The organism is Candidatus Kuenenia stuttgartiensis (assembly GCF_900232105.1).
Lineage (GTDB): Bacteria > Planctomycetota > Brocadiia > Brocadiales > Brocadiaceae > Kuenenia > Kuenenia stuttgartiensis_A.
This window is the reverse complement of record NZ_LT934425.1, coordinates 3,411,451-3,426,391: the sequence shown is the minus strand read 5'-3', so window position 1 is coordinate 3,426,391 and position 14,941 is coordinate 3,411,451. Positions and strand designations below refer to the sequence as shown.

The following is a 14,941-nucleotide window of genomic DNA, read 5'->3' as shown; positions in this document are numbered from 1 at the left end:
CAACTAATAGCCATGGCTACCATTCAATCTAAAAACTCCAGAGGTTATAAATATTGGTATATTGTCGAATCGCGGCGCGTTAACGGCAAGCCCAGGCCCATCGTCCTGGCCTATCTTGGCAAGGCAGACGATTTATTAAAACAACTGCAAGGTCTTACCGAAAAATTACGGCTCAAATCTTATTCACATGGCGCGGTAGCCGCATTGCTAAGTGTGGCCAATGCCCTGGACGTCCCTTCCGTGATTAATAAATATATAAAGTCGCCACGGCAGTATTGTGCTAAAAAACCTGTTCGAAATAATCTGACCGCCGGAAGTACCCTCTTGTTGGGTGCCGTGGGGAGAGTGTGTGTGCCTACCAGCAAAAGAGGATGGTGGGATTGGGCAAAGACGACTACTGCCGAATACTTACTCAGACACAGCTTGAGTAAAATAGACAGTCAGCATTTCTGGGATTTGATGGATGCACTTCCTGAAGAATCCATTGCAGAAATCGAGCGCGAATTAATTGAAAAGACATTTAAAACATACAACCTTCAAAGCGACACACTGTTTTTTGATACAACCAATTTTTTCACGTATATCGACACAACTAATCTGCGATGCACTATTGCCCGGCGGGGGAAAAACAAACAAAAGCGATACGATCTCAGGCAGGTCGGGTTGGCGATGGTCGTTACACGTAACGACATGATACCGTTGTTTCACCATACCTATCAGGGGAACATGGCGGATGCAAAGGTGTTCAGCGCGGTTCTTGAGACGATAAAAGACAGGATGACCGGATTAGGTTTCGACAGCAAAAAGCACACTATTGTTTTTGATCGTGGAAACAATTCCATGGACAATATGGCTATTGTAGAGAGATTGGCATTGCATTACGTTGGAGCGCTTACACCGTATCATCACAAGCAGTTGGTAGGGGATGCCATGTGTAATTTCAGGGAATATGACGTTGACGGCAGTAAGATACAGGTGTACCATGACAAACGGGTTATTTGGGGGCAGGAAAGAACCGTTGTCGTATTTATTTCCGAGAAATTAAAGGTTGGGCAATTAAGGGGAATGTCTCAGTCTCTGGAAAAGGCAGAACATCAGTTAAAGCTCTTACAGCAGCATCTGTGTAATCCAAAGGGAAAGATGCGGGACAAAGAGGGTCTGGAGGATACGATAAGAAGTGTAGTGAAATGTCAATTTGCGAAGGATGTTATCGATTGGTCGTTAAAAGAGGTATCTGAAGGCAAGTTTCAATTGAATTTTTCAATCGACCAGAAAAAGCTCGAAGAAATAGAAGGGGAACTGGGGTTCAGGATTCTTATGACAGACCATCACGATTGGGATACCGCGGACATTATAAAAGCCTACTATGGGCAATCAAAAATTGAACATGCCTTTAGAAATCTCAAGAACCCCTATCACCTTGCTTTAAAACCGCAATTTCACTGGACGGATCAGAAAATCAGGGTGCATTTTTTTATTTGCGTCCTCGGATACCTAATGGCGGCGATTGTGTGGTATCAGGCAAAAGCGCACGCACAATTTAGTGGAACGTTAGATACCCTGTTAGACACCCTTAATAATATAAGGCTTTCTGCTATGCTTGAAGAAACAAAGGCCAGAGGGAGAGTTAAGGCTACCTACAAATTGGAAGAAATGTCCGACAAGGAATCTCTGTTGATGAATGCGTTAGGCATTATGGATTTCCACAAACATCGGCTGAAACTTCAAGGACTCAGTGTATACAATTGATGTTGTGCTTAACGCATTGACTGTATTTATGTTACGTTGCTTCATGCCTTATTTTGTGATAAACTCACGCTAGGAGTTTCATCTGTTGAATGGCGATTTTATTCAGATTTACGAGCCGTTCGCCCTGCTTTGAGGCGACAGAACAAAGTAATTACTTCCGGCTTCACTTTTAAACCTCTCGAATTCGAGAGGTTTAAAATCGAGATTGCTTAACTTTTCCCACAAACCCAGGAACTCAATCGTGCTTCTATTTCGCATCCAATTATTGATAATCGCAAATGGTTCTTGTTTGTTTCGATATTTGGCGATATCGGTCAATGAAATATAATCCTCTTGCTCCCTTGAGATGATGCTAATTTCATTGCCCTGTACAGATATTTTCTCTGCCATTGCAATCTCCTGTTTGTGGAATTATGATCAAACTTTCTAAACCCGTTGAATTCGACGGGTTTTAAACTCCGGGTTATTCAATTTTTCCCAAATTCCCAAAAACTCAATCGTTGTACGGCTGCAAGCCAATTCTGGATAATGTAATCTGTAGGATCAGGGTCTTTGTACCTGGCCATATCCGTCAGGCAGATATAATCCTCATCATTTTATACATAAATTGTGCTGTCTTTGTCTAAAACATTGATTTTTGTCATGTTAATATCCTTCATGCCTTTTAATTATGGCAAATTCGCCCTAATTAATTTCGATCTTCCCTATTATTTCCCCCCCCACGCTGACATCAATAATCTTCATGGTGTCGTTCCCGAAAATATCCACCACCTTGACGGCAATTTTATACCGTCCGGGCTGGCAGTCGTGAAATGATGTTTTTAGTTCCAGCGACCGGTCTTTCTTTGTGCGGAACGATTGCCATTCGTTTTCAAATATAAAGTCGCCCGTCCACACCTCCTCCATTTCTCCGGTAGCTTCATTTTTTGTGCGGACAATCTCACGCTTGGATTCGAAGTTAAAATCCACGCTCCAGTAGTCAATCCAGTCCATCCATTTTTTAGTGAGGACATCGCGGGTAACGATGCCATCCTTGTCTTTTGAAACCTTAATGATCTTGCCGCATTCCACAACGATCTTGTTCTTGCCGTTGCCGAGTGAAGCAGCGGCGTTGTTCACCGTATCCTGATTGTAGAATACGGAAAAATCGGTTAGTTCAACTGCGATGCTGTTCTTTTTCACATGAGGCTTGACTTCGATATATGAAACATCATGGAAGACGATTTGATTTTTTTCGATGGCGCGTTTATCAAAGACCTCGCGGGGAATGTATTTGAGTGCAAGGTCGATGCCCTTGGACTTGGCTTCTTCCTGAATGTTGGGGAAAAGACCCATCTCAAACTCAAAGGCAAGGATGTCCACACGGCTGATGCGCTTTTCGCGGCATTCGAGGATGATTTCTTCCACAAACAAACGGGTGACAGGCAGATTGACCGGACCCACTGCGACAATACGCCCTGCCTTCTTGCCGTGGAAGCACCTGAAGTTATCCACCGTCTCGGCCTTGTAGGCTTTGAGAATCAGGGCGATAAAGTCCTTTTCCTTCTGCTCAATGATTCGACGCTTCATTTCTTCGCGGGAAAGATCAGTAACCGCTAATGAACGGTAGAGTAGAAACAGACGACTAGAACTTAGGCAGAAGTTTGTTTTCTCTGTTTGCTGGCTGGTTTCCCGCCAGTGCCACCATATCTCCGCCATATACTTATCATCTGCCCCCCTCGTCAAACCGTGCATGCAATTTTCCCGCACACGGCTTTCCGACAGTCTTCTTCTTAAGCTTTCACAGGTTGTCTGGCAGGAACATATTTTGTCGGGTCTATTAGTCAATATCTATTGACTAATTCCTTAAACGCTCCTCGATTATAGAGCTTGCTCCTGCGCTGACTTTTCCTCTTATAATATCTCGTTAATCTCCTGAAAAGATAATATCGTAGGTCTCTTTTCGCCTTGTTTGGATACGTTACTCCCTTTATTGTGAAGTAATTTATCCATCCTCTTGTTATTGCATTCAGTTCATTAGCTACTTTTTCCGCCGCTTTATGCCCATTGCTCTTTAGGTAGTTTCCTATCTTTTCCCTAACCTTCTTCTGTGATTTCCTGCTTGGTTCTATGTTCCAGTATTTCTTGTGTTTCCTACCAAACAAATCTTCTGAGAAGGATATGGTATGTCCGAGAAAGTCAAAGCTCTCTTCTTCAGCTTTTACTATTTTACTCTTATCCTCGTTAAGACTCAGCTTTAACTTCTTTAACAACCTGTTGAGATAGTCTAATGCTTCACGAGGTATTCGCTTTGCCATCAATACCCAATCATCCGCATAACGTATGATTGTTATCCCATACTTATAGAAAACCCCATTCTCTCTATTGACTGCTTTGTCGAGCATGTGCAGATATATGTTTGCTAATAATGGTGATATTACGCTTCCCTGCGGTGTTCCTATCTTATTTTTCCTCCCGCCTCCTGGTTTGCCTTCCTCTATCACCGGTGCTTTTAACCACATTTTTATCAAGTGCAGTACGTTCTTGTCGCTTATCCTCATCCCTATTAACAGTAACAATTCCTTGTGCGGTATTGTGTCAAAATAAGAACTCAGGTCTGCGTCAAATACCTCTGTTTTCCCTTCTCGCAGTTTTTCTTTGATTTTCCTCACAGCATCGCCCGCTGAACGTCCCGGTCGGAATCCGTAGGAGCTATCTTCAAAGTCTGCTTCGAATATCGGCTCTATTACAAGCTTTACACTCATCTGCACTACCCTGTCTTTTATCACAGGGATTCCCAATGGTCGTGTCTTACCGTTGGTTTTAGGTATGTACACTCTCAGTACCGGCTGTGGTTCGTAGGTTTTGTTTTCAAGTTCCTCTATTATCTCTCCAAGAAACTTCTCCACCCCGTATGACTCCACATCTTCAAATGTAATCCCGTCTGCCCCGGCGCTTCCTCCATTGGCTTTGCAGCGCTTGTACGCCTCTCTCAAAAAATGCAACATTCTCACCTTGTCATACAATACATAAAAGCGAAATCCTTCTTCCTGTTTGGCTTTTCGATATAGTTTACGCTGAAAGTCTCGGACTCTTTCATCATCGCTCATTTGCGATTTCGGTATTGCTTGTAGGTCTCCCAATACAATTTCCTCCTTTCTTTGTAAACGTTAACTGAAGTAATGCCCCTTCGCTACGGTGAAGTTATGTTGTCTTCACCATCTTCACTACTATGGGCATCTCCGACTTCTCATTATCCCGCTATACCCTTCGGCTTCCCTTATAGTATGCGTTACGGTCATCAACCTGAACAATGAGACCTCCCAAGTTCATATATATACCTTTTACAGTCATACCGTCACTCTCAACTCCGACGACACCGCATAGTTCTACCGTTTGTCTCTTTCTACCTATGCGATTACAGATTTCGCCCAATCCGGGAGGCTCATCTATCGTATTTTTAGCGTAACGAAGCCTGCGTGTTCGCTTGCGCTACGGTCTGACTGCTCGCTACAGGGGACTCGAACGTATTCATCGCTGTTTACGTTCTCCCGTGAGGTTTTCTGCCTCTTTCACTACCGCCCGAACGGTCAATTGGCGGGTTGGATTTGCACCAACTGATATATATACGCTTCTTGGCGTACCGAATTAACGCTAATGTCTTTTTGTTTTGATTTGCGTCCATTAGCGTCTATTCGCGGTTCAATAAATGAGGAAACGCCGATGTAATGCGCCCGCTCGTACTTACCGAGGTTGAGTATCTCAAAGGCGCGGAAGTCCTTGCCATCTTCTTTAAGCTGACGCTGAACGCCAATCATGCGCTTGCGGGTGGTATGGATAGCAAACTTGCCTAGGTCTGCGCCGATCCACTTACGCCCCAGTTTTTCGGCCACAGCCGGCGTGGTGCCGGAACCGCAGAAAAAATCCGCAACGATGTCGTTTTCGTTGGAGGATGCCTTTATAATACGTTCGAGCAGGGCTTCGGGCTTTTGGGTCGCGTACTTCGTATCTTCAAGGGCTTGAGAATTATAGTAAAAAGCATTTATTTTTAGAAGAACCTGTTTTTTTCTTGCATTTGAATTGTTTCTAGAGTATTAAATTCTGCATGAATCCATTTCTCAGTGAAAAAACCCGAATAGAATTTAAAAAAGCACATAAGAAAGAGCCTCATAGACGTCATGCCGACCAAATCAAAGCTATACTTCTTCTTGATTCAGGATGGAGTTATGAAGAAGTAGCAGAGGCGCTCTTGTTAGACGATCAAACAATCAGGAATTACGAAAAACTATACAAAGATAAAGGTTTTGACGGGCTTTTATCTGACAATTATATTGGCTGTGTGCCAAAACTCACCTGCGAACAAGAAGAACAATTAAAAGATCATATCAGGAAAAACAACTATAGTGCGGCAAAAGAAATTGTTGAATATGTAAAACAGACATTCAATAAAATCTATACACCCGAAGGAATGGTACATACCCTCGATAGATTAGGCTTTACTTACAAGAAAACTACAATAGTTCCAGGCAAAGCAAACCCTGAAAAACAAAAAGAATTTATCGAAAACTACAAACAACTCAAAGAAGAGAAAGCCCCTGGAGATAAGATACTTTTTATGGATGGAGTTCATCCACAGCACAATTCTACGTCTGCATATTGCTGGATAGAGAAAGGCAAAAAGAAGGAAATACCCTCTAATACCGGCAGGAAAAGAATAAATTTAAACGGGGCTATTGACATAGAAACCTTTGAAGTAACAATCCGGGAAGATGAAAGCATCAATGCTCAATCAACAATAAAGCTTTTCCATGAAATAGAGTCAAGGTATGCTCAAGCCGGTACTATTTACATAATCTCTGATAATGCTAAATATTACAGGTCTAAGTTGGTCAAAGAATACCTTGCAAATTCGAGAATAAAGATCAAATTTCTCCCTTCCTATTCGCCCAATTTAAATCTCATTGAAAGATTATGGAAATTCTTTCGCAAAAAAATATTGTATAACAAGTATTATGATACTTATGAGAAGTTTAAAAACAAATGTTTAAGTTTTTTCAAAAATATTAACGAGTATACAGATGAATTGTCTACTCTTTTAACTGAAAATTTTCAAATTATTGGCGAGCAAATTTCGAAAATCTGATTTGTTTGACTATAACTTCATTAATATCCAACCATATATCTGTAATTGCTTCGCCTTTTGCTTCATCAAGATAACGAATTAATCCAACCTTACCAGATGGATAGTCATATATTCGTCCTTTTTTACGGAACTCCGCTATCGACTTTTCAGAGTAGTCACCAATGTTATCTATTCTATACCAACGACCATCCTTATCTTGCTTGTTAAATTTCGACAGAATGTATTTTTGATCGTATTCTTTAAATTGTGCGTTCCATGTATATGAATCACTTTTTGTGTAATACAGCATACTGTCTGATGAACGAGCATACTGGCGCGATATGGCTTTTGCTCCACGAGGAGGCTGTCTTTTCCAACGAATTTCATTTCGATAAACACTTGTACCGAAAACTTCCTCCATGACAAGCCTCATGAAGGAATTCACCCGCCAATCACAATGCACATAAATACTCCCATTTTCCACCAGCAAATCCCGCATCAGCACAAGGCGTTCGTAGATCATGGCGATGAAGCTGTCAGCGCCCTTGCCCCAGGTATCGCGGTATGCCAGTTCTTCCAGCACATTGGGTTTCTTGGTGAAGGTGTCGTCGCCGATCTCTATGTCCATCGAGAAATCCGCGCCCACATCAAATGGCGGGTCGATGCAGATGAGCTTAATGCCGCCCTCCTTTTCAATTTCCGCGCGGAGGGGGCCGTTTTTCAGGGATGAAAGAATGAGCTTGTTGTCGCCCCAGATGAGTTTGTTCGTCCATCCGGATTTCTGACGGCCTCTTGTGTCGAAAAGCGGACGTTGAACAGGATATTTGTCAACTGCGGCGGTACGGGAATGATCACCAATAACCTTTCCGGATTTGCGTTTATTGACGGCCATTATCGGTTTCGAATTACGAGGTTCATCCACCTGTTCGATTACCTGAAAAGGCAAAACGAGATTAGTCACTTCACTGGTTTTGCCGTTCCATACCAGTTCCACCTCACGCTTGTCGTCAAAGAGCATAAAGCGGTACTTATCGGGTAGCGGCTTATCCGCTTCAATAAGTTTCAGTATTTCGCGTTTTTCGGTATCAGTAAGTTTCATTTACAACATCCCTTTGTTTCTGATCAGGGTTGTTTAGCGGGCTAACGCATAGCTAACCGGCATGCAGCTTTTTTACGCGTCCGGTTGAGCGTTTTGTTAAGCGTGTAGTTTTTTGCGCAAGCTTTATCAATGACAGAAGTGCAGTATTAACGGCTTCTTCGTTTGGAAAAGCCTCAGCAACTTCCGGTTTAAGAATAATAACATTTGATGACTTACGCAGGCGACTTACATACTTGCCACGCACCAAAGGGACTGGGAAGTCTGAACGTTTATACTCCGCACGCAATTCATCTTTTTCTGTCTGTTTAACCTTCTTCATAAATCTTTCGCTCTCCTTTGCCCGCTATGCGAGCGCTTATAATTCGTATAGTCTCGCCTCGCTCGGTGTGTGCGACCACTAATAACCGACCTCGTTCCGAAACGCCGAAAGTAATGTATCTGCATTCGCCAATAGAATGATCCGGGTCAGCGCCAGTTGCAGCCATAGGGTCACTCAACGCCATTGAAGCTTCCTCGAATGAGACCTTGTGCTTTCGCAAATTTGAGCGTGCTTTCTTCGGATCCCATTCGAATTTCATTTCATGTTCCTTTAAATATTATATCAATAATTGGATAGCGTTAAGCAAATTTATAATTTATGACAGTAATTAATCCCACTGTTATTCTTAGAAATTGGGAACCGGGAATTTGGACCATTTGTTTAACAGTCGCTGTCCCTATTTTCTCCAAACTCAAACGAGCGCTATTCATGGTCGGATTGAATGATTCGTTAGCTTTTCTTATTTCTCAGGATCCCTTTGCCCTGACATAATCGCAATGGTATTGATGATTGCTCTTGTCGCCTCCGCGCAGAGAGCGGCTTCTCGGAAGCTTGCTGTGCGCTTATGCTGAAGGCCTACTGCAAGCTGAACAGTTGTTTTGGCAAACTTCCGGTGTGTCTCATTGGAGTTTCCAGCTAACTCTGCGGCTATGTAGCTTTCCAGCATTCTCGCTGCATCAGTATTACTAGGCGATATGCTGTCAACACTGCTATGTTTCGTTGAGTCGTAAACTGCTTGAGCCAATGAAATAATAGCTTCTCTACATAAAAAGCCAACCGTTTGAAAATCTTCCTCATTTTCTGCATAGGCTAATGCATTATTTATCTTATCGACGTTACGATCAACCCGCGCCCAACCAGTAGGTTCTTGCGGCTGAACTGTCGAAGTTGTTTTGCTTTTCATCGTTAGGGCATCCAACAATGGCTGATAAAGAGTGCCAATATAATTTCTTCTTGCTTGCCAACTGGGGAGACTACCGTCGCTCCACTTTCCGTACCAACCCCAAAGATCATGATAAGGATTTGGGGCGTCAATCCCCATATCCTGCAATTTTTGCAGAATTTCAAATCGTCTGTGGTTATACTGGGCATTAACATCTTTAATCTTAGGACCTCCGGTGGCAACTGCAATCATCAACCCTTTTTGCGACTCTATCTTTTGAATTAATTCCTTCAACTCAGGCATAGGTATAGTATTGTTTATCTGCATACGAGTTTCCTCTGGCAAAGTGACCGCACGTATTCGTAAGTTCTTAATATAAGTGCTGCCAGGAAGGATAGCCGAAAAGGCATATAATATTTCTTCTCCCAATGGATGGTCATGTCTTGAAAGAATCTCATATGCCGTGCGAGGGCCTCGCAGTTCTATAGATAAACCGTCCAATTGATTACTCCCATTCATCCAGGAATCTACAACTTCACAATTTTCCACAGAGCACATTTTGAGAATATCTGCTGCCTCTTGTTCTCCGCCATCTATCAAGAATTGAATGGCTTCATTAATAATCTTATCATCCATTATCATCAGTAATATTTGTCGTTATTTAAGAAGCAAACGAAATGGAGGGCACGCAGGGGCAACCGCCATTGCAAAAACCACAGATGCTATTCCCGGCCGGGTCGAGCCGGATGTTATCTGTTCAAGTTGTGTAGGTTGGGATAAGTAAAGCGAAACCCAACAAATTAAAATATTCATGTCCTACCTTTACGTCACATTTAGTTTTAAGTAGCAATGAAAGCTGGAATTGGTCACTCAACGATTAAACTCAGCGTCGGCTATCAACCGTCCGATGGGGGGACTTGTTGGACGTCCTTTTTTGCCTTTTAATAATTTCGGTTAATGATCTCAATGCCTCATTTACAGAGTCGTGGTCAGGGAAAAACTTTGCAACATCCGGATCTATAACCACGACATTTGTTCCTTCATTGTATTTTTTTGCATATTTTCCCTGAATCCCTTTGCTGAAATCGTACTCTTCAAGCATGTCTGGATCTTTTTGCTTTCTCTTCATATTGTTTCCTTTCGTTTTTTGTTGTTTTTCTTGCGCTGATTATTCTGATTTTATCTTCTCTTTCCGTATGAACAATTACCAAAAGACGATTTTTACAGGAATTTCCAATTAAAATGAACCGGTCCTCTTCGTCAGAGTGCAAAGGATCATAAATCGTTAATGACAGGATATCTTTGAAAGCAGTGCTTGCCTCATCAAAAGATACGCCGTGAATATTTATATTCCTTCCCGCCTTGATTGGATCCCAATCAAACAAAAGCATGTTTCATCTCTTTTTGATTTAATTATCGTTGTGTAGGTTGGGTTGAGTAAGGCGAGACCCAACAAATTAAATTATTCATGCCCTACGTTTACGTCAAATTTAATCTCAGTACCTGCTCCCTAATTGCTATCATAAGCGCCTTGCTTTATTTAATGGATAAAAAACAGTGGAAAATAAAAAAGTGCCTTTCTATTTTAATCGTAAGATATTTTTCAAAGCCTTATCAAGTGCTTCCATTTCTGAATTTGAAATGTCTCCGTATTTTTTATGATTCTCTTTGTACTTACGGTTTGAATTTGGTCGCAGCAACCCTTAGACTCGTTGAACAAATATTTTGATTTAATCAGGAACTCAAAAGGATAGATTTTACTTACATTGCCGGTAATTGGAATAACAATGGCTCGATTGCCGTGTATAGCCATTTCTTTTGGGGGAAAACAACGACGGCTGGCCGTGTTTTTTGAATTTCAGTGCCTGAAGGGTTAGCGGGGGCTTGGACGAGAACAATATCGCCTTTTTTCAGTTCCATTCTTCGTCCTCAAATCCTAATTTTTCCCAATCCTCGAAATCCTCTACAGGTTTTTTGAAGCCCTCAATCATCTCCGATCTAGTCATCAATTCCTGTTGTAATTCTTGAATCAAATGCTCTTTTTCTTGTATTGACAGGTTTTCGAAACTTTAAGGCGCATTCAAAACAACTTGCATTCTTAGCTCCTTTCCGGGATAAGCAGAGACTAACGATGATTCCAATTTTGCCACAATATTACACAAGGGTATTAATTTATTGTATAGCAATCTCTGGAAAATGGCCATTTGGCCCAGTCTGAAAGCGAAACCCAACAAATCAAATTAAATTATTCGTGTTCTACTTTTACGTTAAATTTAATTTCATTTCAGTACCTGCTCCCCAATCGCTATTATAGCGCCTTGCTTTACCTGGCGATGAAAGCTGGAATACAGCCACTCATCAGGTGATTTTGCCAATCCGTGTTTAAGCTGAATAATTACGCACGGACAAACCTTGTTTGTCCGTGTTGAACTGGTACGACATTGTCTATAAATCACAAATGGTGAGCTTCTTAAGTATCCCTATACAAAACAGGAGTTATGAGGTTCAGGATTGCTTTGCGGAGTTTTGCACTGAAGCAAAACAATACGATACTAATCATTGCCGGATGTGCATACCGCAAAGCAATCTATTCTAAGGAAGAGAAAGATATATTATACGTATAGAATACGTGTTTTCCGCGAATACAACTCAAAAAAAATATTTACATAAGATTATAAAGATATTGGGAATCCGACCTCTGTTTTCCCAAATTAATTATCTGTTAACGCACGGCCGCCATTTTTTCTTCCATAACTTTGTCAAATTCGGCAAGGGAAGGGTTAATAATTTTTGGCTCATATAATTTGTTAATCACGGCTTCCTGTGTTTTTAAACCATTCCCGGTAATGGAAATGACGATGGATTCATCACGCGGTATCTTTCCTTGTTCGATCAGTTTTTTCGTTACCGCCACGGTAACGCCGCCAGCCGTTTCCGTAAAAATACCTTCTGTTCTGGCAAGCAATTTAATACCCTCAACAAGCTCATCGTCCGTTACATCTTCTGCCCATCCACCGGAAACATTAATGCTTTTCACCGAATAAAAACCATCCGCGGGGTTTCCAATTGCTATCGACTGCGCTATGGTATTGGGCTTTACCGGCCTTATCACATCCGTCTTGCCTTTGACCGCCGTAGTAATCGGAGAACTTCCACTGGCTTGAGCACCATGTAATTTTGTATCTGCGCCATCAATAAGACCTAGTTGTACAAATTCTTTTATTGCCTTTCCAATCTTTGTAATTAATGATCCGCCCGCCATGGGCACGACAATATGCTTTGGCACTTTCCAGCCCAGTTGTTCCATGATTTCATAACCAAATGTCTTTGATCCCTCACCGTAATATGGTCGTATATTTACGTTTACAATCGCCCAACCATATTTATCGGCAATTTCAGAACATAACCTGTTTACCTGATCATAATTTCCAGTTACTTTTATCACATTAGGATTATATATCAGCGTGCCAATAATCTTGCCCTGTTCCAGGTCTGCTGGCATAATAATATAACTTTCCAGGCATGCCTGAGCCGCCTGTGCAGCTACTGAGTTTCCCAAATTGCCGGTAGTTGCGCATCCAACAATCTTGTAGCCAAATTCTTTTGCCTTTGACAATGCAGTTGAAACCACTCTGTCCTTAAAGGAAAACGTAGGATAATTTACCGAATCATTTTTTACATAGAGTTCTTCTACGCCCAGAATTTTTGCCAGATTATTCGCCTTTACCAGCGGCGTAAATCCCACCTGGCTTCCAACAGTCGGTTCGCCGTCTATCGGGAGCAGTTCTTTGTAACGCCACATTGTATTGCTGCGCGATTGAATAACTTCTCTGTTTATAACCTTTTTAATGCCCTCGTAATCATAATCTACCTCTAAAGGCCCGAAACAAAAACTGCAAACATGTAATGGTTCTTTTGGATATTCTTTTCCGCATTCCCTGCATTTTAATCCGTTTACATAACCCATTTCTTTCTCCGTATATTTCAGCAATAAAAAAAGCCTCTTTCCTAAAAATAAGATAGGATGAGGCTTTTATTTGTTCTCCTATCTTATCTTTTCCCAAAAACTTGAGACAGGAATTAGCACCTGCACCATGTTCAGACGTAATCTGAACAGGCCGGTTGCTGTGGCTTCACAGGGCCAGTCCCTCTGCCACTCCGGATAAGATACTGTATAAGTTAGGATTCTATCTGAAATCAGGTAAACAGTCAACCGTTAATCTGGAATACCAAATAATCAGAGTGCGATTCCCCTTTTAGTTAATTTTGTTTATCACAACACCGGTAATTAATTTGGGATAAAAATAGGTTGACTTTGGCGGCATTACCTTGTGCGCCAGAGCGATTTCCCTTACTTGTTCTATCAGAGTCGGCCGCAAAATAAATGCCGCCTGAAAAGCACCTGATTGTACGAGTGATACAGCTTCTGTTTCATTCTTTACATACTTTATAAAATCTTTCAAACCTGCTTCGTCGGAATTTATTCCCAATATCCTTTTTAAAACGATGCTATGGAGTATGCCTGCGTCTAAATGCTTCCATTCCGGATGATCATTTGCAAACACCTTTTCTAATATCCTTTTATCATTTAACCGCAACAGGCTGTATCTATCACCCTGCCCTGCGTACATTACGAAGCAATGGGGAGCACTATCGCTATTGAGTTTTCGCATGATAGCATCAATCCCACCGCTGTTTTCCATATATTCAATCTCAAAGAACTCTTTAAGACTATGCAGGACATGGTCTGGGTTAAAGTCCTTTATTTGCCGGACTACACGATGAAAAGGGAATATTTGCAGCCCCGGATTATTCATAGAAACACACACCATCATCACATAATCCGAAGGTAATTCCCTATTTTGCCCGCCATTTTCTTTATGTTTCTGCTCTTTATAAACTAACGATGTTTCATAGCGATGGTGTCCATCAGCGATAAAAAGGGCTTTTCCCTTCATTATTTCAATGAGCTTATCGATAGTCTTTTTTTCTCTAATGACCCAAAGTTTGTTTGTTACACCGCTGTCGTCAACAAAATCGATTTCCGGTTTTGTTGTGGTTATTGAATGTAAGTAATTATCAGCGGCATTGTCTTCATCTGGGAAAAGAGCAAATATTGAACTGAGATTTGCCTTACATGATTGCATAAGTTTCAGGCGGTCTGCCTTGGGACCTGGAAGGGTCTGCTCGTGAGGATAAATGGATCCTGTATCAAACGGCTCAAGCCTTACCAACGCAATGAAGCCCCGGCGAATAAAATGCTTACCGCCATAGGAAAATTCCTGATCATAGATGTAAATTGCCGGTGCATCCTCTTGTTTCAATATGCCCGCCTTCATCCACTCCTCAAGAAATTCCGAGGCGCGGGTATATCTGTTATCCGCTTCCGTATCTTCGGGAAATTCCTTTCCCAAATCCAAACGAATCATATTATTCGGATGATTCCTATAATACCGCTCCTGTTCTGCGGGAGATATGACATCATAAGGAGGCGTCATTACTGCCGAGCAATCTTTTATAATGTCATGATTGTATCTCAAACCACGAAAGGGTTTTATTATTACCATATTTTATGACCACTCACCTTTCTTATACAACATCAGTTTCCGTTCTTATACAACATCAGTTTCCGTAATTAAATACGCTGATAAAAACCGAATTTTCGTAACACTTTAGTTTTTTGAAAAAGTAGGGGCGAAGCATTTGCCCGTTTGGGTATGAACGCATTTATGACAATTTATAGCAAATGCTTAGCCCCTACACTATGAGACAAACATCGCTATTATTGGA

Annotated in this window: 13 protein-coding genes, 3 pseudogenes and 1 riboswitch; of the genes and pseudogenes, 2 read left to right on the top strand and 14 right to left on the bottom strand. The window is 41.6% G+C overall.

The features are described from left to right. Window positions 1–12: 12 nt before the first annotated feature. Complete coding sequence (locus KSMBR1_RS16060; RefSeq protein WP_099323573.1) at window positions 13–1,749, top strand: IS1634 family transposase; 1,737 nt, start codon at window positions 13–15, stop codon at window positions 1,747–1,749. Window positions 1,750–1,878: 129 nt separating this feature from the next. On the opposite strand, the pseudogene KSMBR1_RS16055 reads toward KSMBR1_RS16060, so the two are convergent. From KSMBR1_RS16055 to KSMBR1_RS23625, 4 genes and pseudogenes are all read right to left on the bottom strand, one after another. After that, window positions 1,879–2,139 (bottom strand): annotated as a pseudogene (locus tag KSMBR1_RS16055) (KilA-N domain-containing protein); the annotation flags it as partial. Window positions 2,140–2,433: 294 nt separating this feature from the next. Continuing rightward, window positions 2,434–3,576 carry a hypothetical protein gene (locus KSMBR1_RS16045; protein WP_197705224.1) on the bottom strand — a complete coding sequence of 381 codons (1,143 nt, stop codon included), beginning with the start codon at window positions 3,574–3,576 and terminating at the stop codon, window positions 2,434–2,436. After that, window positions 3,573–4,871, bottom strand: coding sequence for a group II intron reverse transcriptase/maturase (gene ltrA / locus KSMBR1_RS16040; protein ID WP_099326221.1), 1,299 nt, complete (start codon window positions 4,869–4,871; stop codon window positions 3,573–3,575). The genes KSMBR1_RS16045 and ltrA overlap by 4 nt, the downstream gene beginning before the upstream one ends. Before the next feature lie 570 nt (window positions 4,872–5,441). Next, window positions 5,442–5,735 (bottom strand): annotated as a pseudogene (locus KSMBR1_RS23625) (DNA methyltransferase); the annotation flags it as partial. A 98-nt stretch (window positions 5,736–5,833) separates the two neighbouring features. On the opposite strand from KSMBR1_RS23625, the gene KSMBR1_RS16030 reads away from it, so the two are divergent. Beyond that, entirely contained in the window at window positions 5,834–6,871 is a 1,038-nt protein-coding gene (locus KSMBR1_RS16030) for an IS630 family transposase (RefSeq protein WP_099326220.1), read from the top strand. A gap of 22 nt (window positions 6,872–6,893) precedes the next feature. Here KSMBR1_RS16030 and KSMBR1_RS16025 read toward each other — a convergent pair. From KSMBR1_RS16025 to KSMBR1_RS15975, 10 genes and pseudogenes are all read right to left on the bottom strand, one after another. After that, a pseudogene (locus tag KSMBR1_RS16025) lies at window positions 6,894–7,949 on the bottom strand (DNA methyltransferase); the annotation flags it as partial. Between the two features lie 52 nt (window positions 7,950–8,001). After that, a complete protein-coding gene (locus KSMBR1_RS16020; RefSeq protein ID WP_099326218.1) occupies window positions 8,002–8,268 on the bottom strand; it encodes a hypothetical protein in 267 nt (88 codons plus the stop codon). Beyond that, window positions 8,255–8,527, bottom strand: a complete 273-nt coding sequence (locus KSMBR1_RS16015; RefSeq protein ID WP_099326217.1) for a BrnT family toxin — start codon at window positions 8,525–8,527, stop codon at window positions 8,255–8,257. Before KSMBR1_RS16015 ends, KSMBR1_RS16020 begins: the two co-directional genes overlap by 14 nt. A 201-nt stretch (window positions 8,528–8,728) precedes the next feature. Further along, complete coding sequence (locus KSMBR1_RS16010; protein ID WP_157820658.1) at window positions 8,729–9,787, bottom strand: hypothetical protein; 1,059 nt, start codon at window positions 9,785–9,787, stop codon at window positions 8,729–8,731. Window positions 9,788–10,034: 247 nt separating this feature from the next. Beyond that, window positions 10,035–10,280: a hypothetical protein gene (locus KSMBR1_RS16005; RefSeq protein WP_099326215.1), complete on the bottom strand. Its 246-nt coding sequence runs from the start codon at window positions 10,278–10,280 to the stop codon at window positions 10,035–10,037. Further along, complete coding sequence (locus KSMBR1_RS16000; protein ID WP_099326214.1) at window positions 10,246–10,542, bottom strand: BrnT family toxin; 297 nt, start codon at window positions 10,540–10,542, stop codon at window positions 10,246–10,248. The genes KSMBR1_RS16005 and KSMBR1_RS16000 overlap by 35 nt, the downstream gene beginning before the upstream one ends. 212 nt (window positions 10,543–10,754) lie before the next feature. Beyond that, window positions 10,755–10,964 carry a type II toxin-antitoxin system PemK/MazF family toxin gene (locus KSMBR1_RS23620; RefSeq protein WP_099326213.1) on the bottom strand — a complete coding sequence of 70 codons (210 nt, stop codon included), beginning with the start codon at window positions 10,962–10,964 and terminating at the stop codon, window positions 10,755–10,757. Then, window positions 10,913–11,071, bottom strand: coding sequence for a type II toxin-antitoxin system PemK/MazF family toxin (locus KSMBR1_RS15990; protein WP_099326212.1), 159 nt, complete (start codon window positions 11,069–11,071; stop codon window positions 10,913–10,915). Before KSMBR1_RS15990 ends, KSMBR1_RS23620 begins: the two co-directional genes overlap by 52 nt. Window positions 11,072–11,873: 802 nt before the next feature. Then, window positions 11,874–13,118 (bottom strand): threonine synthase, encoded by a 1,245-nt coding sequence (thrC, locus tag KSMBR1_RS15980; protein WP_099327093.1) that lies wholly within the window; start codon window positions 13,116–13,118, stop codon window positions 11,874–11,876. Between the two features lie 80 nt (window positions 13,119–13,198). After that, a riboswitch (SAM riboswitch) is annotated at window positions 13,199–13,320 on the bottom strand. An 87-nt stretch (window positions 13,321–13,407) separates the two neighbouring features. Then, entirely contained in the window at window positions 13,408–14,718 is a 1,311-nt protein-coding gene (locus KSMBR1_RS15975; RefSeq protein WP_099326211.1) for a DUF1015 domain-containing protein, read from the bottom strand. Window positions 14,719–14,941: the final 223 nt, after the last annotated feature.

What these genes read in the sequence shown, in the direction of transcription:
- KSMBR1_RS16060 (WP_099323573.1), top strand. Translation starts at nt 13, where the DNA reads ATGGCTACCATTCAATCTAAAAACTCCAGAGGTTATAAATATTGGTAT.
- KSMBR1_RS16030 (WP_099326220.1), top strand. Translation starts at nt 5,834, where the DNA reads ATGAATCCATTTCTCAGTGAAAAAACCCGAATAGAATTTAAAAAAGCA.
- KSMBR1_RS16020 (WP_099326218.1), bottom strand. Translation starts at nt 8,268, where the DNA reads ATGAAGAAGGTTAAACAGACAGAAAAAGATGAATTGCGTGCGGAGTAT.
- KSMBR1_RS16015 (WP_099326217.1), bottom strand. Translation starts at nt 8,527, where the DNA reads ATGAAATTCGAATGGGATCCGAAGAAAGCACGCTCAAATTTGCGAAAG.
- KSMBR1_RS16010 (WP_157820658.1), bottom strand. Translation starts at nt 9,787, where the DNA reads ATGGATGATAAGATTATTAATGAAGCCATTCAATTCTTGATAGATGGC.
- KSMBR1_RS16005 (WP_099326215.1), bottom strand. Translation starts at nt 10,280, where the DNA reads ATGAAGAGAAAGCAAAAAGATCCAGACATGCTTGAAGAGTACGATTTC.
- KSMBR1_RS16000 (WP_099326214.1), bottom strand. Translation starts at nt 10,542, where the DNA reads ATGCTTTTGTTTGATTGGGATCCAATCAAGGCGGGAAGGAATATAAAT.
- KSMBR1_RS23620 (WP_099326213.1), bottom strand. Translation starts at nt 10,964, where the DNA reads ATGGCTATACACGGCAATCGAGCCATTGTTATTCCAATTACCGGCAAT.
- KSMBR1_RS15990 (WP_099326212.1), bottom strand. Translation starts at nt 11,071, where the DNA reads ATGGAACTGAAAAAAGGCGATATTGTTCTCGTCCAAGCCCCCGCTAAC.
- thrC (WP_099327093.1), bottom strand. Translation starts at nt 13,118, where the DNA reads ATGGGTTATGTAAACGGATTAAAATGCAGGGAATGCGGAAAAGAATAT.
- KSMBR1_RS15975 (WP_099326211.1), bottom strand. Translation starts at nt 14,718, where the DNA reads ATGGTAATAATAAAACCCTTTCGTGGTTTGAGATACAATCATGACATT.